This is a genomic window from Nocardia arthritidis NBRC 100137 (assembly GCF_001612765.1).
Lineage (GTDB): Bacteria > Actinomycetota > Actinomycetes > Mycobacteriales > Mycobacteriaceae > Nocardia > Nocardia arthritidis.
The window spans coordinates 71627-93290 of sequence record NZ_BDBB01000007.1 but is presented as its reverse complement, the minus strand read 5'-3'; the positions used below and the strand labels follow the sequence as shown (position 1 = coordinate 93290).

General features: G+C 69.6%; 21 protein-coding genes. 10 read left to right on the top strand and 11 right to left on the bottom strand.

The features are described from left to right. Nucleotides 1–108 precede the first annotated feature (108 nt). The 7 genes from NA8_RS07110 to NA8_RS07080 all read right to left on the bottom strand — a co-directional run bounded on the left by NA8_RS07110 (nt 109) and on the right by NA8_RS07080 (nt 8145). Nucleotides 109–1410 carry a hypothetical protein gene (locus NA8_RS07110; RefSeq protein ID WP_063049548.1) on the bottom strand — a complete coding sequence of 434 codons (1302 nt, stop codon included), beginning with the start codon at nt 1408–1410 and terminating at the stop codon, nt 109–111. 135 nt (nt 1411–1545) lie between these two features. Continuing rightward, entirely contained in the window at nt 1546–3792 is a 2247-nt protein-coding gene (locus NA8_RS07105; RefSeq protein WP_063049547.1) for an AAA family ATPase, read from the bottom strand. A 63-nt stretch (nt 3793–3855) separates the two neighbouring features. Continuing rightward, nucleotides 3856–4296 carry a hypothetical protein gene (locus NA8_RS07100; RefSeq protein ID WP_063049546.1) on the bottom strand — a complete coding sequence of 147 codons (441 nt, stop codon included), beginning with the start codon at nt 4294–4296 and terminating at the stop codon, nt 3856–3858. A gap of 72 nt (nt 4297–4368) precedes the next feature. Then, nucleotides 4369–4722 carry a UBP-type zinc finger domain-containing protein gene (locus NA8_RS07095; RefSeq protein WP_063049545.1) on the bottom strand — a complete coding sequence of 118 codons (354 nt, stop codon included), beginning with the start codon at nt 4720–4722 and terminating at the stop codon, nt 4369–4371. Next, nucleotides 4719–6212 (bottom strand): ATP-binding protein, encoded by a 1494-nt coding sequence (locus NA8_RS07090; RefSeq protein ID WP_063049544.1) that lies wholly within the window; start codon nt 6210–6212, stop codon nt 4719–4721. Before NA8_RS07090 ends, NA8_RS07095 begins: the two co-directional genes overlap by 4 nt. A 14-nt stretch (nt 6213–6226) precedes the next feature. Continuing rightward, entirely contained in the window at nt 6227–7894 is a 1668-nt protein-coding gene (locus tag NA8_RS07085; protein ID WP_063049543.1) for an NAD(P)/FAD-dependent oxidoreductase, read from the bottom strand. Between the two features lie 53 nt (nt 7895–7947). Then, nucleotides 7948–8145, bottom strand: coding sequence for a hypothetical protein (locus tag NA8_RS07080; protein ID WP_063049542.1), 198 nt, complete (start codon nt 8143–8145; stop codon nt 7948–7950). 207 nt (nt 8146–8352) lie between these two features. On the opposite strand from NA8_RS07080, the gene NA8_RS07075 reads away from it, so the two are divergent. Next, nucleotides 8353–8808, top strand: coding sequence for an SRPBCC family protein (locus NA8_RS07075; RefSeq protein ID WP_063049541.1), 456 nt, complete (start codon nt 8353–8355; stop codon nt 8806–8808). 58 nt (nt 8809–8866) lie between these two features. Here NA8_RS07075 and NA8_RS07070 read toward each other — a convergent pair whose 3' ends face one another. Then, a complete protein-coding gene (locus NA8_RS07070; protein WP_040870624.1) occupies nt 8867–9895 on the bottom strand; it encodes a beta-ketoacyl-ACP synthase III in 1029 nt (342 codons plus the stop codon). A gap of 221 nt (nt 9896–10116) precedes the next feature. Between NA8_RS07070 and NA8_RS07065 the strand changes: the two genes are divergently transcribed. The 7 genes from NA8_RS07065 to NA8_RS07035 all read left to right on the top strand — a co-directional run bounded on the left by NA8_RS07065 (nt 10117) and on the right by NA8_RS07035 (nt 15408). Then, a complete protein-coding gene (locus tag NA8_RS07065; RefSeq protein WP_063049540.1) occupies nt 10117–10389 on the top strand; it encodes a GlsB/YeaQ/YmgE family stress response membrane protein in 273 nt (90 codons plus the stop codon). Between the two features lie 102 nt (nt 10390–10491). Next, nucleotides 10492–11220 (top strand): phosphatidylserine decarboxylase, encoded by a 729-nt coding sequence (locus NA8_RS07060; RefSeq protein ID WP_063049539.1) that lies wholly within the window; start codon nt 10492–10494, stop codon nt 11218–11220. Then, nucleotides 11220–12146, top strand: a complete 927-nt coding sequence (locus tag NA8_RS07055; RefSeq protein ID WP_063049538.1) for a CDP-alcohol phosphatidyltransferase family protein — start codon at nt 11220–11222, stop codon at nt 12144–12146. The genes NA8_RS07060 and NA8_RS07055 overlap by 1 nt, the downstream gene beginning before the upstream one ends. 142 nt (nt 12147–12288) lie before the next feature. After that, on the top strand, nt 12289–13218 hold the full coding sequence (locus NA8_RS07050; protein ID WP_063049537.1) for an RNA polymerase sigma-70 factor: 930 nt from the start codon (nt 12289–12291) through the stop codon (nt 13216–13218). 81 nt (nt 13219–13299) lie between these two features. After that, a complete protein-coding gene (locus NA8_RS07045) occupies nt 13300–14388 on the top strand; it encodes an NAD(P)/FAD-dependent oxidoreductase (protein ID WP_063049536.1) in 1089 nt (362 codons plus the stop codon). A 55-nt stretch (nt 14389–14443) separates the two neighbouring features. Beyond that, on the top strand, nt 14444–15169 hold the full coding sequence (locus NA8_RS07040; protein ID WP_063049535.1) for a Clp protease N-terminal domain-containing protein: 726 nt from the start codon (nt 14444–14446) through the stop codon (nt 15167–15169). A gap of 5 nt (nt 15170–15174) precedes the next feature. Next, on the top strand, nt 15175–15408 hold the full coding sequence (locus tag NA8_RS07035) for a hypothetical protein (RefSeq protein ID WP_063049534.1): 234 nt from the start codon (nt 15175–15177) through the stop codon (nt 15406–15408). Here NA8_RS07035 and NA8_RS07030 read toward each other — a convergent pair whose 3' ends face one another. Beyond that, a complete protein-coding gene (locus NA8_RS07030; RefSeq protein ID WP_063049533.1) occupies nt 15409–16083 on the bottom strand; it encodes a suppressor of fused domain protein in 675 nt (224 codons plus the stop codon). It abuts the gene before it with no gap. 60 nt (nt 16084–16143) lie between these two features. Next, nucleotides 16144–18201 (bottom strand): NAD(+) synthase, encoded by a 2058-nt coding sequence (locus NA8_RS07025; RefSeq protein WP_084466585.1) that lies wholly within the window; start codon nt 18199–18201, stop codon nt 16144–16146. A 190-nt stretch (nt 18202–18391) separates the two neighbouring features. Between NA8_RS07025 and NA8_RS07020 the strand changes: the two genes are divergently transcribed. Together NA8_RS07020 and groL are read left to right on the top strand one after the other, a co-directional pair. After that, nucleotides 18392–18682 carry a hypothetical protein gene (locus tag NA8_RS07020; protein WP_063049532.1) on the top strand — a complete coding sequence of 97 codons (291 nt, stop codon included), beginning with the start codon at nt 18392–18394 and terminating at the stop codon, nt 18680–18682. A gap of 214 nt (nt 18683–18896) precedes the next feature. Next, nucleotides 18897–20522 (top strand): chaperonin GroEL, encoded by a 1626-nt coding sequence (gene groL / locus NA8_RS07015; protein ID WP_063049674.1) that lies wholly within the window; start codon nt 18897–18899, stop codon nt 20520–20522. Between the two features lie 78 nt (nt 20523–20600). On the opposite strand, the gene NA8_RS07010 is transcribed toward groL, so the two are convergent. Next, nucleotides 20601–21599 (bottom strand): SMP-30/gluconolactonase/LRE family protein, encoded by a 999-nt coding sequence (locus NA8_RS07010; protein WP_063049531.1) that lies wholly within the window; start codon nt 21597–21599, stop codon nt 20601–20603. Nucleotides 21600–21664 lie beyond the last annotated feature (65 nt).

Here is a 21664-nt window from a genome sequence, read left to right as displayed (position 1 = left end):
TTCACTCCGTCGAGTCGGGGCGGCGGGGTGTTCGGGACAAGCCTACGGAAAGCCTGGGTCTTTCGCGGCAGGGGTGGGTATGGCGTCCGCCATCCCGGCGAATCGGGGCTATATATCCGCTAACGATTCGCTTTCCGGTTGCCCTTTCGGTTGCGGCTTGCAGCGCGGCCGCAATTTCCGCAGCATGACCAGCCCGATCGCGCTGCCGATGACGATGGCCAGCGCGGTGCGCCCCGGCGTCGCGTCGTGTACCGCCACATCCTCGCGCCAGTCCTTGACTCGGTCTGGCATCACCGACACCGCCGAAGGAAGGTAGAGCGCGGTGAGGGCGAGCACGCCGCCGGGCGCGTAATGCGGTCGCGCCGTCCCGCAGCAGTAACCCGCGGTCAACGCGATGATCCCGCTGATCACGGCGAAGGCGACGGTACCCGAGGACGTCGAGGTGAGCTGGGCGACGACCGTGATGCCGACGAGGAACAGGATGGCGAGAGCGGTCGAGGGCATCCGGGAGCCTACGAAGAGTCCGGCGGCGGTCAACGCGATGAGCACCGCGGAGGTCCAGCCGGGCCGGACGGCGTAGCCGACGGCGTCGACCGCCGCGGTGAGGCTCACGGCCAGGTATACGCCGGTGCCGTCGCGGCCGGGCAGCAGCATCGCCGCGGCGGTGGCGCTGACGATGGTCGCGGCGACGACGATCCCGATCTCGATCGCGTGACTCTCGGCGGGCAGTTTGCTGTACTGGCGGCCCAGCCATTCCGTGCCGGCCAGTACCACCAGCGCGAGCACCATGGCGGCGAGGATCGGGGTCACCGGCAGAGCGATCGCCATCCGCGGCGTCTCGGGCTCCTTGATGCGCTTCCAGTTGTGCGAGGTGCTGATCACCAGCAGGGCCAGGGCGACGCCGATCATCCAGCGGGTCGGGGTCTCCAGGACCGCGTACGGATCCGCGTTGATGCCGAGCAGGTTCGCGAGATCGCCGAACGCGAAGAATCCGACGCCGCCCACCGCGAACGCGGCGCCCGGCCACGGTCTGCGCAGCACCACGGCGCCCAGCCCGCCGAGCAGCACGGCGGCGCAGATGGAGTCGATGTAGTTCTGCGTGGTGAGCATCTCGGCCGTCGCCACGTGGCGTCCGGCGAAGTGATTGATCAGCTGGGCCAACGCGGCGGCGGTCGCCGTGGCCCACCCGGTCAACGGCCGCTTGGTCGTGGTGACCAGTACGGCGACCGCCACGGCGACGATCACTCCCAGCGCCGCGCTGCGCGGCACGCTGTTGAGCAGAACGGCGATCCGGTACGACGTGGACTGGCCTCGGGTGCTGACGGTGACAGGCAGGAACAGCGTGACACCCGCGACCGCGGCTCCCGTGAAGGCCGTGGTCGCGTCGACAATGTCGCCGACCCTGCGCACGGTTGTCGAACATACCCGTGGTGCGGGCGCGATCTAGAGATTGCCGAATATTCGCTCGATAGTGTCTCTCATGAGAAAAGAGCGGATCACGCGAATTTGCCACAGATTGACTGCGGAGCGCTGATTGCTCGTCGCCTACCCGCGGCTGTCCGCATAGCGGCGCAACGTGTCGATCTGCGACGGATCCAGCGAGGGCCGGACCACCGTCTGGGCGGCCAGCACGTCCGCGGCGCTGACATCGGCGGCGTGCATGTCCCGGCGCATCGCCGTGAGCGCGGACTCACGTAGCAGCGCGGCGCAGTCGGCGGCGGAGTAGCCCTCCAGTTCCTCCGCGAGAGCGTCGAGATCGACGTCGGCGGCCAGGGGCACCGCGCGCCCCGCGGTGCGCAGGATCTCCCGTCGGGCGGCGGCGTCCGGCGGCGGTACGAAGACCAGCCGTTCGAGCCGGCCGGGGCGAAGCAGCGCCGGATCGATCAGCTCCGGCCGGTTGGTCGCCCCCAGCACCACCACGTCGCGCAGCGGCTCCACGCCGTCGAGTTCGGTGAGCAGCGCCGCGACCACCCGGTCGCCGACACCCGCGTCGGCACTTTGCCCGCGGCGTGGGGCCAGCGCGTCCACCTCGTCCAGGAAGATCAGCGACGGCGCGGAATCCCGTGCGCGCTGGAACAGTTCTCGCACCGCGCGCTCCGACGAGCCGACCCACCGGTCCAGCAGTTCGGCGCCCTTGACCGCGTGCACGCTGAGCTGACCGGTGCCGGCCAGCGCGCGCACCAGGAAGGTCTTGCCGCAGCCTGGCGGGCCGTAGAGCAGCACCCCGCGCGGTGGCTCGATGCCGAGGCGGGCGAAGGAGTCGGGGTGCCGCAGCGGCCAGAGCACCGCCTCGGTGAGCGCCTGCTTGGTTTCCACCATGTCGCCGACGTCGTCGAGGAGCAGGCTGCCGATGGCGAGTTCCTCCATGCCCGAGCGCGACAGCGGCCGGATGACCTCCAGCGCACCGACCAGGTCGGATTGGGTGAGCTGTGGATTGCCGTGCTCTCTGGCCCGCGACGCCGCGCGCAGCGCCGCCTCCCGGCACAGTGCCGCCAGATCGGACACCACGAATCCCGGCGTACGCGCCGCGATCTCCTCCAGTTTCAGCTCCGCGGTCGGCACCCGGCGCAGCAGATGCTCCAGTAGCGCCTTGCGCACGGCGGCGGTGGGCAGCGGCAGCGCGAGTTCGCGGTCGCACAGGTCCGGCGCCCGCAGCCGCGGATCGATGCCGGCGGGATGCGCGGTGGTGGCGATGAACGCGACGCAGGGCTCGGCGATCGCGGCGCGCAACTGGTCCAGGATGAGCGTGGCGACCGGCTCGGCGTCGGCGGGCAGCAGCGCGTCGATGTCGGTGATCAGCAGGACGCCGCCCTTGCCGCAGCCGATGTCGGCCACCGCCTCGGCGACCTCGCGCAGCCGCGCACCGCTTTCGGCCGCGCCGATGGTGGGGCCATCCAGTTCCACTATGCGCCGCGGCGTCGCGACCGCGCGGGCCAGCGTGGTCTTGCCGACGCCGGCCGGGCCGGTGATCAGCACGCCGAGATGTGGTCGCGCGCCGAGGGTGCGCAACAGTTCGGGTTCGTCCAAGGCGAGGCTGAGCCACTCCTGGAGCTTCGCGGCCTGGGTGCGCGCGCCCGCCAAGTCTTCGACCGAGATGCTCGGTGTGACATCGCCTGCCACCACGACGCCGTCGGCGCCCGTGACCACACCTGGGGCGACGGCTCCGCCCACGCCGCGGGATGGCTCGTCCACCGTGAGCGGTGATCCGGCCGAAGCCGGGATGTCCCACCCGGCGACCGCGCCCGCACCCCAGGTCACCGCCGTATTCGGCTGCACGCTCACCGGGCCGCGCGGATCGGTGGCGGTGACGGTGAGCAGCTCTGTGGTCCAGGCGATGCCGAAGGTGCGCGACAGCGCCTGGGTGGCCGCCGCGGAGCTGATGTCGGGACCGAGGTCGCGCGGCAACAGAGAGACCGCGTCGCCGACCGTGACGACCTTCCCGAGCAACGCCTGCCGCAGCGTGGCGGCCGGAATCGTGCGGGTGGCGTGCATCGAGCCGCTCACCGTGATCTGTTTCGCGCCGTAGACGGTCGCGGGGGAGACCACCACGGTCGCGTCCTCGCGTAGCCCGGCGTTCGACAGCGTCACGTCGTCGAGCAGGGCGACTCCGGCGGGCGTTCCCTGACGGGCGACGCCGACCACCGCGGCCGTGCGGCGGGAGCCGACCAGCATGATTCCGTCCCACTCGCGCAACCCCAGCGCGGTCAGCGCCTCCGGATGCAGCCGGATCACCCCCCGGCGGGCATCGGCGGCCGAGGGATTCAGGCGGGCGGTGAGTGCCAGTTCTGCCACTGTGCCATTCTGCCGCGCGGCCGGCGATCGGTCACGGTTCGTCGTCGGGGAATACGCGGACGGCTACTTCTTCACGATTCCGGCCGCGACCGCGACGGAGGTATCGGCAACGCTCGGCGCGAGACAGACCAGCTTGGCGGTGCCCAGCGCGACGTTCGGGCTGCCGTCGAACGGGCCGCCGGGGTTCTCCGCCAGAATCTGCTCGATCAGCGCTTTCTCCTGGTCGGTGTCGAGCTTGCGGAACTCACCGCAGGTGGTGCTCGACGCGGGCCCGAGGGAGGAGTCGCGCTGCTTGGTCGTGACCGGGGCGTCGGTATCCGACGGGGAGCTGGGCGTCGCGGCGCCGGGAGCGGTCGTGGTGTGTGCGACCGAGGTGGACGCGGTCGTACTCGCGTCGCCCTTGCGCAATCCGTTCGCGTCGGCGGACTCGTCCCCTCCGCCGCAGCCTGCCAGCAGGAAACCCACCGTCCCGGCGATCAGGACGATGGCGGAAGTTCGTTTCATACCGTGCTTTCCCGGGTGGATCGTGGTGCCGGAGGCCCCGGCGTTCGCAGCAGCGTACCGGTTGCGGCGGGGTCAGTGGATGTGTGCCTGCCAATCCGCAGGCACCCGTCCGCGCGGGCCCGGCACGCCCTGATCCGCCGGATGACTGCGCGGTGGCGCCAATTCCGGTCCGCCGCTGTACATCTCCTCGGTCTCGAAGTTGTAGAACCACTCCTCGCCCGGTTCGAAACTCTGGATGAACGGGTGGCCGGTGCTCTCGGCGTGCGCGGTGGCGTGCTGCGCGGGCGAGGTGTCGCAGCACCCGACGTGCCCGCACTGGGCGCAGCGGCGCAGATGCACCCACCACCCGGAGTTCTGCTCGCACTCCAGGCAACCCGGGCCGCTGGGGGGGACCGCGGGGTCGATGCCTGCGAATTGCTCGGTCATGACTGCCCTTCCGTGTGGGTTGCGGCGACAGGCTCTTGTTCGGGGCGGCGCAGCGGTAGCCAGACGGTGAACCTGGTGTCGCCCGGCTCGGAGTCCACCCGGATGTCGCCGTTGTGCTTGTTGACCACGATGCGGAACGAGATGTCCAGCCCGAGGCCGGTGCCCTCGCCCATCGGCTTGGTGGTGAAGAACGGTTCGAAGATGCGGTTGCGGGCCTCCGGCGCGATGCCCGGCCCGGTGTCGCCGATCTCCACGACCGCGCAGTCGTTCTCGTGCCTGGTGCGGATGGTCAGCGTACCGGCGCCGTTCATCGCGTATACCGCGTTGTCGATCAGGTTGGTCCACACCTGGTTGAGCTCGGCCGCGTAGCACGGCACCTGCGGCAGGGTCCGGTCGTATTCCTTGACCACGCGCACGCCGTCGCCGATCTTGCGGCTGAGCATCACCAGCGTGCTGTCCAGCAGCTCGTGGATGTCGACCACCTGGAATGGCGCACGGTCCATCTGCGAGTATTGCTTCGCCGCGCCGACCAGCGAGGAGATGCGCGTCGTCGAGTCGGCGATCTCGTTCATCAGCAGCTCGGTCTCGATGGTGTAGTTCAGCCAGCGGATCGCGCCTTGGAACACCTGCTCCGGAGCGCCCTCCAGGGTGGCGGCCACTCGTTCGAGCCAGTCGGTGTCGAATCCGGCCTGCACGAAGTTCGGCGCGAGGTTCCAGCCGTCGGCGATGCCGTGCTCCTCGAGCCATTCCCCGAGCAGATCCTCGCGGTCGGCGGCCTCCATGGGCGTGAGTTCCGGCGCCTTCGCGACCTGGGCGGCCGCCTCCTCCTGCAGCCGCACCAGCGCGCCGAGGGAAGACGGGTCGAACTTGCCGTCCGCCATCATCGCCAGCTTGTGCCGCATGCCCGCGACGCGTTCGCGCAGGCCCGAGGTCGCGCGCACCGCGGCGGCGGCCGGGTTGTTGAGCTCGTGGGTGAGGCCCGCGGACAGCGAGCCGAGCGCCAACAGCCGCTCCCGCTCGCCGATCCGCGCGTTGGTGTTGCGATTACCGAAGAAGACGCCCTCGAGCAGGTGCACGGCCATCGGGAACCACTCGTGCATCATCCTGGCGAAGACCTCGGCGTCCAGCACGTAGAACCGCGACGGTCGTGTCACCTGCATCGTCCCGTTGTAGGTCTGGTCCACCTTGTCGCCGATGTAGGACATCCACGCGCCCGCGTAGGACCCGCGGTGTTCGGTGCGGACCAGCTCGATCTCTGCGCCGCCGGACTGCTTGGTGAGCACCACCTCGCCGTCCATCAGCACGTAGAAGCAGGTGGCCGGTTCGCCCTCGCGGAAGACGACGCCCGGTTCGATGGTCTCGATCCGCCCATCGGCGCACAGCCATTCCAGCTGCTCGTCGGTCAGCTTCTCGAACAGGAACAGGGTGCGCAGCTCGGCGGGGTCGCACACCGACCGGCTGCTGCGGTCCGCGGTCTGGTTCGAAGTCATCTGCGGCCTCCTGGTTACGCGAGATAGCGGTGCACGAGCATGACGGCCATGGCGCCCTCGCCGACGGCGGAGGCGACGCGCTTGGCGGATTCGGCGTGCACGTCGCCCGCCACGAACACGCCGGGCACGCTCGTCTCGAGATGATGTGGTGGCCGCGACAGCTCCCAGCCCGCGGGGCGCGCGCCGTCCACCATGAGGTCCGGCCCGGCGAGCACGTACCCGGCGCTGTCGCGGATGATCACTCCGTCGAGCCAATCGGTCTGCGGCGCGGCGCCGATGAACAGGAACAGCCGCTCCGCGTCGGCCTTCTCCTCGGCGCCGGTCTTGTTGTCGCGCAGCACGATCTGCTGCAGGTGATCGTCTCCGTCGGCGGCGATCACCTCGGTGTTGGTGTGCACCTCGATGTTCGCGATCTGCGCGATCTGCTGGATGAGGTAGTGCGACATGGACTGTTGCAGCGAATCCGCCCGGACCACCAGGTGCACGGTGCGCGCATTACGGGACAGGAACACCGCCGCCTGGCCCGCGGAGTTCGCACCGCCCACGATGTAGACGTCATGATCGGCGCACTCGGACGCCTCGGTCATCGCCGAACCGTAGTAGACGCCGCGCCCGGTGAAGTCGTCGACGCCCGGCGCCGGGTGGCGGCGGTAGTCGACACCGGTCGCGATGATCACGGTGTGCGCGCACAGGCTGCCGCCGTCGGCGAACCGCACGGTGCGCGCGGACCCGTGCACCTCCAGCCCGACCACCTCGCGCGTCGTGATGACCTCGGCGCCGAACTTCGCCGCCTGCCGCCGGGCCCGATCGGCCAGCTGCGCGCCGGACAGGCCGTCGGGGAAACCGAGATAGTTCTCGATGCGCGAACTCTGCCCCGCCTGCCCGCCGGTGGCGGTCCGCTCGACGAGCACGGTGCGCAGACCCTCGGACGCGCCGTAGACCGCCGCGCCGAGACCGGCCGGGCCGCCGCCGACCACGATCAGGTCGTAGAACTCGCCCGCCGGATCGACGGTCAGGCCGACGTTCTGGGCCAGTTCGCTGTCGGAGGGCTGCACGAGCGCTTCGCCCGCCGAAGTGATCACCACCGGACAGCGCTCGGGGTCGGCCCCCGCCGCTTCCAGCAGTCGCGCACCCTCGGGCTCGTCGGCCAGGTACCACCGGTAGGGCAGCTGGTTACGGGCGAGGAACTCACGCACCTGCGACGATCGCGGCGACCAGCGATTGCCGATCACCTTGGTCTCGGTGACGGGCCGGTGCTCGCTGCTGCGCCAGGCGTCCAGCAGGCCGTCCAGCACCGGGTAGAGCTTCTCCTCCGGCGGGTCCCACGGCTTGAGCAGGTAATGGTCCAGGTCGACGACGTTGATCGCGTTGATCGCGGCGTTGGTGTCGGCATAGGCGGTCAGCAGCACGCGGCGCGCGTACGGGTGCAGGTCCATCGCCTGCTCCAAGAATTCGATGCCGTCCATGCCAGGCATCCGGTAGTCGGCGATCAGCACCGCGACGGGCTGGCCGCGCAGCTTCATCTCGCGCAGCGCGTCGAGCGCCTGATCCCCCGATTCCGCACGCAGAATCCGGTAATCGGCGCCGTAACGGCGGCGCAGGTCGCGCACGACCGCCCGGGAAACCCCCGGGTCGTCGTCGACACTCAGGATGGCCGGTTTCGTGGCAGCGGGTGAAGTCACCAGACGAGTATGGAGCCTCTCGGCCCGGTCTGTCGTGGGCGTTCGCGCAGGGCTCAGAGCCGATGACGCAAGACGAGATCCAGCTCACTCGGCGTGAGCAGACGCTCCAGGCGTTCTTCCCGGGCCGCGGCGCGAACGCCGTGGGGGAATGCCGACCCGGCGCGCGCTGTCCGCCCGTCCTCGGGCTCGACAGCGGGAAGCAGCGGAACCTGGTCCGCCGGTTGCCGATGCAGCAGGGAGCGCAGTTTCACGGCCGATCACCTCACGTTGGTACGCCGAAATGTTGGAGGCAGTGTCTGTGCTTCGTGTATCTGTGATTGTGCGTCGTTCATTACAGCGGCCGGGGCGCGAGTAGCGAAAATGTGACGCAACTGCCCGTCCGTTTAAAATGTGCGCGACCAGTCCCACCGCGGTCGGACGGATTGCCGTCGGCCCGTCGCTCGTATCCGGAGGCAGCGTTGCCCAAAAACCTCGAAGCCAGCATCGACATCTCCGCGCCCCCGGAGCGGGTGTGGGCGGTGGTCTCCGATCTGAAGCGAATGCCGGAGTTCAGCCCGCAGTGTGTGCGCATGATGGCGCTCGGCTCGCCCAAGACGGGCACCTGGACGCTCAACTTCAATCGCGACGGCAAGAAATACTGGCCGACGACCTCGCGGATCGTGCGCTTCGAGCCGAACCGGGCGTTCGCCTTCCGGGTCAACGAGAACCGGACGGTGTGGAGCTACACACTGGAACCGACCGAGTCGGGCACGCGGCTGATCGAGCGGCGGGACGTGCCCAACGGCACCACCTGGTTCTCCCGCAAGGCGATCGAGGCCGCGCTCGGCGGCGAGGCCCCCTTCGAGGAAGCGCTGGTGCGCGGCATGAACGAGACGCTGGGCAAGATCAAGACGGCGGTCGAGGCCGGCGCCTGAGCGCGGATCGCGTCACGCGACGCTCGCCGCGATGGTGTCACCGCGGCGAGCGGCCGGCTTACTTCCAATTGGGCAGGTTCACGACCTGAGCCGCGTAGGACAGGCCGGCGCCGAACGCGATGAGCAGCGCGGTGTCACCCGGCTTGGACTCGCCCTTCCGCAGCAGCGCCTCCATGGCCAGCGGGATCGAGGCGGCCGAGGTGTTGCCCGCCTCCTCGATGTCGTTGGCCAGCGCGCAGTGCTCCGGCAGCTTCAGCACCCGGGCCATGATCTCGATGATCCGGCCGTTGGCCTGGTGCGGGATCATCGCGTCCAAGTCCTCGGGGGACAGGCCCGCGCGGTCGATGGCGTCGCGGCAGACCTTCTCCAGCGAGTGGGCGGCCCACCGGAAGACCGCGGTGCCCTCCATGGCCAGATAGGGCCGCACCGCGTCCAGGCCCTTCTCGTCGATCTCGTGGAAATACTCCATCCAGTCCTTGTCCTGCCGGATGGCGTGGTGCTGGGTGCCGTCCGAGCCCCAGACGGTGGGGCCGATACCCGGCTCGTCGGAGGGGCCGACGATCACCGCGCCCGCGCCGTCGGCGAAGAGGAAGGCGGTGGAGCGATCGGTCGGATTGACCGTGTTCGTCAGTTTCTCCACGCCGATCACCAGGACATGGGCGGCGGTGCCTGCGCGGACCAGGTCCGACGCCAGCGCGATCGAGTGGCAGAAGCCGGCGCAGCCGGCCGAGACGTCGAAGGCGGCGGCGCCGTTCATGCCGAGTTCGGTGGCGATGCGCGGGGCGGCGGCCGGCGTCAGCAGCAGATGGGTCGACGTGGCAACGATCACGCAATCGACTTGATCCACCGCGATACCCGACGACTCCAGCGCGCCGCGCGCGGCCGCGACGCTCATGCTCTGAATGGTCTCCGATTCGTCGGCGAACCGCCGGGTCTTGATGCCCGACCTGGTCCGGATCCACTCGTCACTCGAGTTGATCGGACCCGCCACCTCGTCGTTGGTGACCACTCGAGCAGGGCGGTAAACGCCGAGCCCGAGGATCGCCGTGTGCTCTGCCCCGGTGGTCTGGGCGATTCGAGCAGCCATCTGCGTCTCCTATGTACCTGCGGCGGCGCCGCCGGGGATTCCCCGAAGCATCGAAATCGGTCCCTCATCAGCCACTGCCCATCAGCGGGATAGACATGAGGCTTCCTCATATTAGCTTGAAAGTCGCTCATCTGCCGCGCGTATTCCGACAATCGGTGGGTATCTCGTCCTCGCACGCCACTGCTGTAGGAGGCGTGGCCCAACTAGGATGCGAGGACACCATGCTCGGTCTCGGGATTATCGGATGGATCATCATCGGAGGTCTTGCCGGATGGATCGCCAGCAAGATCATGAAGACGGACGCCCAGCAGGGCATCCTGCTCAATATCGTCGTCGGCGTGGTCGGCGGCCTGCTCGGTGGGTTCCTTCTGAAACTGTTCGGAGTCGACGTCGAGGGCGGCGGGCTCTGGTTCAGCTTCTTCACCTGCCTGGCCGGGGCGGCCATCCTGCTGTTCCTGGTGCGACTGGTCACGGGGTCCCGGGTCAGGTCGTGACCGCGCGTGCCACAGGCTCCTTCCCGTAAGGTGTGAACGCTTGCGCCCGGCCTATCGTTGGGTAGGCGCAACCCGTTTGCATCGAGCACGAAAGAGGAGCCTGTGGCCCGCCGTCCCACCCCGCCCGGCACGCCTGAAACGACCGGAGTCGGCCATGTCGTCGACCTGGTCCGCAACGCGATCCCTCCGTTGCATCCCGCCGGGCTCCCGTTCGTCGCCGCACCCCTCGCGGTCGCCGTCGTCGGCGGCAAGCGCAAATGGGTGCGGCGCACGGGTCTGCTCGCCGCGGCGGCCTGCGCGACCTTCTTCCGTCACCCGCATCGCGTGCCGCCGAACCGGCCGGGCGTCGTAGTCGCCCCCGCCGACGGCGAGATCGCGTTGGTCGACACCGCCGCTCCCCCCGCCGAGCTGGGTCTCGGTGACGCGCCGCTGCCGCGGGTGAGCATCTTCTTGTCCGTGCTGGACGTCCACGTGCAGCGCACGCCGGTCTCCGGCGTCGTGCGCACGGTGCTGCACCAGCCCGGCCGATTCCGTTCCGCGGACCTGCCCGAGGCGAGTTCGGTGAACGAGCGCAACAGCATGGTGCTGGAGACGCCGGAGGGCAATCAGGTCGTGGTGGTGCAGATCGCCGGACTGCTCGCGCGCCGGATCGTCTGCGACGCCCAGGTCGGCGACGTGCTGACCATCGCGGACACCTACGGCCTGATCCGCTTCGGCTCGCGGGTCGACACCTACTTCCCGCCGGGCACCGAACTACTCGTGCAGCCCGGCCAGCGCACTATCGGCGGCGAGACCGTCCTCGCCGTGCTCGGCTCACCCGCCGACGCCTGATGGAAGCGGCGGTACCCACCCAGCGGCGCAGGCGGCGGAGCATCCGGCTGCTGCCCAGCATCGTCACCATCCTGGCGCTGTGCTCCGGGCTGTCGGCGGTGAAGTTCGGCCTGGACGGCAAGCTAGGTATCGCGCTGGCCATGATCGGCGCGGCGGCCGTGCTGGACACCCTCGACGGCAGGCTGGCCAGGATGCTCGACGCCACCACGAAGATGGGCGCCGAGCTGGACTCGCTGTCGGACGCCATCTCCTTCGGCGTCGCTCCCGCGCTCGTCCTGTATGTGACCCTGCTCAGCAGCAACAGCGTGGGATGGATCGTCGCGCTGCTGTTCGCGGTCAGCATCGTGCTGCGCCTGGCGCGGTTCAACACCCTGATGGACGAGGACAACCGGCCGGACTGGGCGCGGGAGTACTTCGTGGGTGTGCCCGCCCCGGCGGCCGCGCTCATCGCGATGGTCCCGGTGGCGCTGTTCGTGCAGTTCGGCGACGGCTGGTGGGTCGGCTTCTACGAGGTCGCGGCATGGACGGTCTTCGCGGCCGCACTGGCGGTCAGCACCATCCCGACGCTGGCCATGAAATCGGTGTCGGTGGTGCCGCAGGCCGCGGCCGGGCTGCTGGTGCTGGTCGCGCTCGCCGCGGCGGCGCTGGTCACCTATCCGATCGTGCTGCTGCTGGTGCTGGTCGTGCTGTATCTGGGGCATATCCCGTTCGCCTGGCATTCCCAGCGCTGGGTGGCCGCGCGTCCGGAGACCTGGACGCACAAACCCGCCGAGCGGCGTGCGCAACGACGGGCGGACCGGCGGCTGCCTGCGATCCGTCGTCCGGCCATCCCGCGTCCGGCGATCCGCGGCTCGGCGCGTCTGCGCCTGCGCAGGCCCGGTGCGAAGCAACGTGAGAACGGCCATCCGCCCCGGGACGCCGATTAGTCGGACGGACAATCGATCTCGTGAGCACATGGGTAACTCGCCGGGTACGCCCGAAGCCCGAGCGGCGCCGAACGCAGGACCTGCACGCGGATCTCGCGGCACCGACAGGTACGGCCTGAATACTCGGAGAGGCGGGACAGCGATGGAGTCCGACGGATTGCGGGAATTCGAACTGCATCGGCCGCGCCTGTTCGCGCTCGCCTACCGGATGCTCGGCTCGGCGAGTGAGGCCGAGGACGCGGTGCAGGAGACCTACCTGCGCTGGGACGGCGCCGACCGAGCCGGTATCCGTTCCCCTGAGGCGTGGCTGACCACCGCGCTGGTGAATCTCTGTCGCACCTGGCTCGTTTCGGCGCGGGCGCGGCGGGAGAGCTATATCGGGCCGTGGCTGCCCGAGCCGGTGCCGACCGCGCGCGGCGAACTCGGCCCGCTGGAGACCGTCGAGGAGCGTGAACAGGTCTCGCTCGCGCTGCTGACGGCACTGGAGCGGCTGACCCCGGTCGAGCGCGCCGTCTTCGTGCTGCGCGAGGCATTCGGATACGCGCATCGCGAGATCGCCGACATGCTCGACGTCACCGAGTCGAACTCGCAGCAGATCTTCCGCCGGGCGGGCCAGCGCGTGCGAGAAGGCCGGGCTCGCTTCGGCATTCCGCCGGAGCACGCCCGCGAGCTGATCGAACGATTCCTGAAGGCGGCGCGCGACGGTGACATCGCCGCGCTGGAGCGGATGCTCGCCGCCGACGTGATCGCGACGGCCGACGGCGGCGGAAAGATCACCGCGGCGCGGCGGCCGATACGCGGCGCCAATCAGGTGGCGCGATACCTGGCGGGTCTGTTGCGCTGGGAGGTGCCGGGGACGCAATTGCTCGTGGAAGAGGTCAACGGCGCGCCTTCCCTCGTCGCGCGGGTGGACGGCGCGCCGCTGGTCGTGCTGGGGATCGATGCGGCCGACGGCTTGGTCACGGCGCTGCGGTTGATCGTCAACCCGGACAAACTCGCCTATTTCGCCGGCTCGGGCGGGTCGGACGGCGCGGTGGGCACGCTGCCGGACCGGCGTCGCCGTCCGCTGTGACACGCTTCACGGCGCTGGACTGTCAGCAATTGGGTGGCTGTCCGGTCTGAAGGGTGATGGCCGATCGAAAGGAGCCACATCATGACCGGACAGCATCGGATCGTCGTCCTCGGCGCCGGGTACGCGGGGCTGGCGGCGGCACGCAGGCTCGCTCGCACGGCGCGGGATGCCCGGATCACCGTGGTGGACGCCCACGCGTCGTTCGTCGAGCGAGTGCGACTGCACCAGCAGGCGGCCGGGCAGCGGATCGCCGCGTTGGATCTGCGGGAATCGCTGGAAAGCAAGGATATCCGCTTCGTGCGCGCCCTGGCGACGGAGATCGACACGGTGGCGAAGCGCGTGGTGCTCGACGCGGGGCCCGCCGTCGAGTACGACGCGTTGGTCTATGCCCTCGGCAGCATCGCTGATGTCCAGAGCGTCCCCGGCGTCGCCGAGCACGCGTATTCCATTGCGACGCAGGAAGACGTGCACGACCTGTCCACCCTCGGCGGTCCGGTGGCGATCGTAGGGGCCGGAGCGACCGGCATCGAACTGGCGGCGGAACTCGCCGAATCGCGGCCGGGGATCAAGGTGCTGCTGCTCGGTACGGAGGAGCCCGGCGCCTGGCTGTCGGCGCGGGCGCGGGCGCACATCAGGCGGACGCTGGAGCGGCTCGGCGTCGAGATCGTGTCCGGCGCCAAGGTGATCGAAGTGACCTCCGAGGGGCCGCGCTTGGCCGACGGTTCGCTGGTCGAGGCCGCGGCGACGGTGTGGACCACGGGTTTCCGGGTGCCCGACCTGGCCGCCCGCTCCGGCCTGGCGGTCGATTCCGACGGCCGGGTGCGCACCGACGCCACCCTGCGTTCGGTGACGCACCCGGACATCTTCGCCGCGGGCGACGCCGCCGTCATCGCGGGGCCGGGCGGGCGAGATCTGCGCATGGCCTGCGCCACGGCGCTGCCCACCGGCAAACACGCGGCCGATGCCGTCGTCGCGCGGATGCGTGGTCGCGAGCCGAAGGAACTCCGGTTCCGCTACGTGCTCCATTGCCTCAGCCTGGGCCGCCGTGACGGGGTCGTGCAGGCCGTGCACGCCGACGACGCACCGGCCCGGACGGTGCTGACCGGGCGGACGGCGGCATGGGTCAAGGAGCGCATCGTGCGCTTCGCGGCTGGGGCGGCGCACCCCTGACCTCCATCGTCAACTAGTGGTTGACGTCATCGTATCGTCAACTTATGGTTGACGCATGACCTCGCCATTCCGCCTCGACGACCTGATCGACGGCATCAAGAAGGCCCGTCCCGACAATGTGCTCGAGCAACTGTCCGATGCCGTCGTCGTGGCGAATCACCTCGACGAAGTGGCCGACCACCTGATCGGCCACTTCGTGGACCAGGCCCGGCGCTCCGGCGCCTCGTGGACCGACATCGGCGCCAGCATGGGCGTCACCAAGCAGGCCGCCCAGAAGCGGTTCGTGCCGAAGGTGCCCGAGCCGGGCGCGGCGGCGGCCATGGACCCGAACGCGGGCTTCGCGCGCTTCACTCAGCGGGCGCGGGCGGTCGTGATGGCGGCGCAGGAGGCGGCGCGCGCGGCGGGCAACCGCGAGATCTCGGTCGGGCACGTGGTGCTGGGGTTGCTCACCGAACCACAGGGCCTCGCGGTGCACGAACTCGTCCACCAAGGCGTCGCCGTCGACGTGATCTCCGCCGCCGCCTCCGCGTCTCTGCCGCCGGGTGAGGGGGACGTCCCCGCGCTGGTGCCGTTCGGCGCGGAGGCCAAGAAGGTCCTCGAGCTCACCTTCCGGGAGGCGCTCCGGCTGGGGCACAACTACATCGGCACCGAGCACATCCTGCTCGCCCTGCTCGAGCAGGAGAACGGCGCCGGTCTGCTCAGCGATCTCGGCGTCGACAAGGCCAAGGCCGAAACGCATCTGGGCGAACTGCTCGCGTCCATCACCTCCGAGAAGCCCTGATCCGCGTGGGCGGTGGGAAGTTCCGTGCGCGGATCGCACTCGCCCTCGCGGTGTCCTCGCTGGTGATCGGCGTGGGCCGCCGATCGGCCGGTCACGGCGTCCGCAACGTCGTCAACGGAGTGCGCGGCGCGCACGCCGCGCGGGCGCGTCATCGCCGGGCGCTGCGCACCCGGGGAGCCGGTATCCCCGGGCCGCGCCGGGCCGCGCCGGTCGAACACCGCACGACCCGAGCGGCCTGATCACCCGCGCCCGGCCAGGCCGCCACCCCAACGGGGCCAGCGGGCCTGCGGTTTCGGCTCGGCGACCAGCGGCTCGCGGTGGATGTCGGTGATGTAGAGGGGTAGTCGCGGTTCCAGTTCGGCGAGCAGGGGCAGTGCGCGTCCCCCTTGTGCCGCACGGTATTCCGGCATGGTCAGCCCGACGATCTGCAGGAACCGGACGCGGCCGTTCGGGCTGTCTACGGCGCCCAGCTCGGGGTCGGTCGTGAAGCAGACGGCGTGACAGGTGCAGTCGGGGTGGTCGGCCGCAATCGGCCCGTTCGTTTTGATGGTGTGTCCCGGTTCGAACCACTTGCCGGACTGGAAGACGTAACGGGCCAGGTTCTGCATGAAATTCGCCGGCCACGCGGGCGGTTCGGTGTCCTCGGGCCCGCGCGCCAGCCGGAAGGTGAATTCGAAGCACCAGCCGGACTCCGCCGGGTCGTCCCACTCCTTCTCGTGCAGCTCGGTCATGCCGTAGCTGATGTAATGCCAGTGCGGCGCCGGGTCGGTGCGGGAGTACGCGCTGATCCCGTCGAGGGGGTCGGACCCGCCGAGGGACCACGGGTGGTCGGAGGCCCAGTGGAAGGGCTCGATATCGCCGTACAGCGGCCGCAACGCATCGTCGATCGCATCCCAGCCGGGTTGTTCACTCACGCAGCCACCATAGGCAGGGCGCATCCGGCCAGTAGTCGGGGTGTCGAGCGCTGCGGCGCCTCAGGCGTCCGGCACGTTGCGGGCGAGCTCATCGAGCCAGGCCGCCGCGGACGCGTCGCTGGGCGCGCGCCAGTCGCCGCGCGGCGAGAGCGAACCGCCGGAGCCGACCTTCGGCGCGTTCGGCAGCGTCGAGCGCTTGAACTGGCTGGTCTGCACGAAGCGCAGCAGGAACTCGCCCAGCCAGTGCTTGATCGTGGCGAGGTCGTAGGCGTTGCGCTGATCGGCGGGGACGAGATCGGGCCAGCGGCCGGTATCGGCATCGGACCAGGCGTGCCTGGCCAGATAGGCCACGCGGCTGGGGCGGTAGCCGAAACGCAACAGGTAATAGAGGTGGAAGTCCTGCAGTTCGTAGGGGCCGACGGTGGCCTCCGAACTCTGGCCCGGCGCGGCGGAGTCGGCGTTCGGGATCAGCTCGGGAGAGATCTCGGTGCGCAGGATCGAGGAAAGCACCTCGCCCGCCTCCGCGCCGAACTGCTCGGTATCCACCGCCCAGGCGATCAGGTATTTGATGAGTGTCTTGGGCACCGACGCGTTGACGCTGTAGTGCGCCATATGGTCCCCGACGCCGAATGTGCACCAGCCCAGCGCCAGTTCGCTGAGGTCACCAGTGCCCACCACCAGCGCGCCGTGCATATTGGCCAGCCGGAACAGGTGCGAGGTCCGCTCGCCCGCCTGCACGTTCTCGTAGGTGATGTCGTACTGCGGCGCGCCGTCGGCGGCCGGGTGGCCGAGGTCGCGCAGCATCTGCGTGGCCGACGGGCGGATGTCGATCTCGCGCGCCGTGACGCCGAGGGCGGCCATCAGCCGGTGCGCGTCGGTCCTGGTCCTGGTGCTGGTCGCGAAGCCGGGCATGGTGTAGGCCAGCACATTCGCCCGCGGCAGGCCGAGCCGGTCCATCGTCTTGGCCGCGACGATCAGCGCCTGGGTGGAGTCCAAGCCGCCGGACACCCCGATCACCACGCGCTGTGTGCCGGTGGCGCGCAATCGCGTGCTCAGGCCCTCGACCTGGATGTGGTGCACCTCGGCGCAGCGCTCGTTACGCCGGGCCGGGTCGGCGGGGACGTAGGGGAAGCGCTCGATCTCGCGCTCCAGCGCGATCGGGTGCTCGGGGATCGGCAGCCGCACGTCGATGCGCCGCAGCGCGGCCAGCTGGTCGCGGTGGTCGTGCACGTTGTCGGCGAAGCTGGTGGTGCGCAGACGATCCGCGGCGAGGCGGCGTAGGTCCAGGTCGGCGGTGACCAGCTGGGGATGATCGCAGAACCGCTCGCCCTCCGCGAGCAGGTCGCCGTTCTCGCAGATCAGCGCCTGCCCGTCCCAAGCGAGATCGGTTGTCGACTCCCCGGTCCCGGCGGCGGAGTACAGGTACGCCGCGAGATAGCGCGCCGAATGCGAGGTGCACAGCGATCGCCGGTAGTCCGCCTTGCCGATCACGATATTGCTCGCGGACAGGTTGACCAGCACGGTCGCCCCGGCCAGCGCGGCGAAGCCGCTGGGCGGCAACGGAACCCACCCGTCCTCGCAGATCTCCAGGTGGAAGACGAAGTCGTCCAGATTGCTCGCGCGGAACAGCAGATCGGAGCCGAACGGCGCCCGGTGCCCGGCGACGGTGACGTGATCCTCCAGTGCCTCCCGCGCCGCCGCGAACTGGCGCTTCTCGTAGAACTCCCGATAGTTCGGCAGGTAGCTCTTGGGCGCGACGCCGAGCACGATGCCACGGCAGATCGCGATCGCGCAGTTGAACAACCGGTGGTGAGCGCGTACCGGGGCGCCCACCACGAGCACCGTATCGATGTCCGTGCTCGCCGCGACGAGCCGGGCCAGCGCCGCCTCGACGGCGGCGTCCAGCGCGTCCTGGTGGAACAGGTCGTCGGCGGTGTACGAGGACAGTCCCAGCTCGGGGAACACCGTCAGCACGGCACCGGCCGCCGCGGCCCGCGCGGCCAGCTCCACGGTCTGCTCCACGTTATAGGCGGGGTCGGCCACGCGTACCCGGGGGACCGCGACCGCCACCCGCGCGAAGCCGTGCCGGTAGAGCGAATCGAACGGCAGGTCGGTCACCCGCGTCCCCTTCCGGGATGAGGTTGATCATGATCCCCTCGGAATCTACGCCGCCGCGGGCGAGCGGGCGCGGCGGCGAATTCCGGGATGACTCCCCGGTGATTTCCTTGACCAGCGCTTCCGGTGACCGTCCGGGGTGGCGCGAATCGTCCGTCCGGAGATGTGAACCGCTGGCGGCTAAGCTATAGCAATGGCGGATGAAATGGATTCCGACCTAATAGCGGGGGAACGGCGCGCAGATCTACTGCGCGCTCTTCCGTATGTGTCCACCGAGTCCCAGCCGGACGGCGGCACTGTGGTGAACGGCGACCTGCCGCCCGACGTCGCCCCTCCGTTCATTCGCGCCATCATGCGGGTCGAGGCGGAGCTGCTGCTGCGCGACGCCGAACTCGTCAACGAGGACGGCGAGCCCCGCACGCCGGAGGAACGCCGCAATGACGCCATCATCGCGCTGCTGTTCCGCGTCGACGACCGCCGCTAGAACCCGCGCCGACCTTGCACTCGCCACCCTCGAGTGCTAAAAATGCTTTTGGCACTCCCTATCGGCGAGTGCCAGGTCGGGACGGTGAGACCGGGTTCCGTAGACACCCTCGGTCGTCCGTCGCGGGCACCGAACCTGGCCAGCGTAACTGGGGCGACCCGACCAGCGGTCGTCCTGTGTGTCAGCCATCCACATGGAGGATCTCAACAACGCCATGGCCAAGACAATTGCGTATGACGAAGAGGCCCGCCGCGGCCTCGAGCGGGGCCTCAACAGCCTCGCCGACGCGGTCAAGGTGACGCTGGGCCCCAAGGGTCGCAACGTTGTCCTGGAGAAGAAGTGGGGTGCCCCCACGATCACCAACGATGGTGTGTCCATCGCCAAGGAGATCGAGCTGGAGGACCCGTACGAGAAGATCGGCGCCGAGCTGGTCAAGGAAGTCGCCAAGAAGACCGACGACGTCGCGGGTGACGGCACCACCACCGCGACCGTGCTCGCCCAGGCGCTGGTGCGCGAGGGTCTGCGCAACGTCGCGGCCGGCGCGAACCCGCTGGGCCTGAAGCGTGGCATCGAGAAGGCCGTCGAGGCCGTCACCGCCAAGCTGCTCGACACCGCCAAGGAGATCGACACCAAGGAGCAGATCGCTGCTACCGCGGGCATCTCGGCGGGCGACTCGTCCATCGGTGAGCTGATCGCCGAGGCCATGGACAAGGTCGGCAAGGAAGGCGTCATCACCGTCGAGGAGAGCAACACCTTCGGCCTCCAGCTGGAGCTCACCGAGGGTATGCGCTTCGACAAGGGCTACATCTCCGGCTACTTCGTCACCGACCCGGAGCGTCAGGAAGCGGTCCTCGAGGACCCGTACATCCTGCTGGTCGGCTCGAAGATCTCGACCGTCAAGGATCTGCTGCCGCTGCTGGAGAAGGTCATCCAGGCGGGCAAGCCGCTGCTGATCATCGCCGAGGACGTCGAGGGCGAGGCCCTGTCGACCCTGGTCGTGAACAAGATCCGTGGCACCTTCAAGTCCGTCGCCGTCAAGGCGCCCGGCTTCGGTGACCGCCGCAAGGCGCAGCTGGCCGACATCGCCATCCTGACCGGCGGCGAGGTCATCAGCGAAGAGGTCGGCCTCTCGCTGGAGAGCGCGGGCGTCGAGCTGCTCGGCCAGGCGCGCAAGGTCGTCGTCACCAAGGACGAGACCACCATCGTCGAGGGCGCGGGCGACCCGGAGGCCATCAAGGGCCGGGTTCAGCAGATCCGCACCGAGATCGAGAACTCCGACTCGGACTACGACCGCGAGAAGCTGCAGGAGCGCCTGGCCAAGCTGGCCGGCGGTGTTGCGGTGATCAAGGCGGGCGCGGCCACCGAGGTGGAACTCAAGGAGCGCAAGCACCGCATCGAGGACGCCGTTCGCAACGCGAAGGCGGCCGTCGAGGAGGGCATCGTCGCCGGTGGTGGCGTGGCCCTGCTGCAGTCGGCTCCGGCGCTGGATGAGCTGAAGCTCTCCGGTGACGAGGCCACCGGCGCGAACATCGTGCGAGTCGCGTTGTCGGCGCCGCTGAAGCAGATCGCGTTCAACGCGGGCCTCGAGCCCGGTGTGGTCGCCGAGAAGGTGTCGAACCTGCCTGCGGGTCACGGCCTGAACGCCGACTCGGGCGAGTACGAGGACCTGCTGGCCGCCGGCGTCGCCGACCCGGTCAAGGTCACCCGTTCGGCGCTGCAGAACGCGGCTTCGATCGCGGCCCTGTTCCTGACCACGGAGGCCGTTGTCGCCGACAAGCCGGAGAAGGCCGCCGCTCCCGCCGGCGACCCGACCGGTGGCATGGGCGGCATGGACTTCTGAGTCCGGCCACCCGGCAACTTAGTTCGAACCGGAAGCCGGTCCACCGCGAGGTGGGCCGGCTTCCGGCGTTTCCGCGCGTCAGATTCCGTCGAGGGTGACGACGGCGAACGGCGTCCTCGGGCTGCCGGGCCCCATCGGGCCGCCCTTGTCGAACTGGGAGGAGACGATCAGGGTTCGGTCACCGGCGCGGGCCAGGGTCGTCGGGATGGACAGCGCCTCGTCGGTGCGCTGCTGTGCCAGCGTCACGGTGGCGCCGTTGTCGGAGACGGTCCACCGGCTGATCGTGTTGGTCGTGTTGTGGACGGCCCACAGGGTGCTCCCGCGCAGTTCCAGTCCGTCGCCCTGCCGGAGATCGCCGCCGCGCAAGGCGACCTTGCTGATCGGATTCGCTTCCGGCGTCAACGCGATGCGGTACAGGTCGCCGCGCGGCATGTCGACCGTGAGCAGGTAGTGGCCCGCCGGATCGGCGACGATGCCGTTGAGGCTGAAGCCGCCCGGTTCGATCGGCGGCAGTATGGAGCGCAGGTCGAACTGCGGAGTCAATTCCCCGCGCCCGCCCTGTGCTCGGGCGGCGGCCAGTTGATCGGGAGTGACGCGATAGACCACCGCCCGCGTGCTGTCGGTCAGATACGCCGTGCCGTCCGGGGTGATGGCGAGATCGTTCACGAAGCGGGGATCGCTTCCGGGCACGGTGAAGTCGGCGAGCAGGGCGCGGGTCGCGACGTCGTACACCGCGACGCCCGTGGTCGAGTCGGTCACCCACAGCCGCCCGGCCGCGTCCACTTTCAAGCCGTTGGCGGTCTTGTGGTTGTTGGCGCCTTCGGGCAGGAAGACCTCGGCGCGATGGGCATCCGGTGTCGCGCGATAGACCGCGCCGGTGGTGTAGGAGCCGACGTAACTGTCTCCGGTGCGTGCGTCGACCGCGATTCCCTCCGGATAGACGCGGTCGCCCGGCAGTTCGTAGGCGGTGTGGACGGGGCTGCTCGGCGTATCGCCGGTGCCGCAGGCCATGAGCGTGATGCAGGCGCTTCCGGCGGCCAGGCTCGACAGCAGGCGGCGGGGTAGGGCGTGGGACATCGATCTACCTCTTAGGGTTCGCTCTAACGAATGTGTTCGCATTCAAATATGGCTGCAAATCTAAG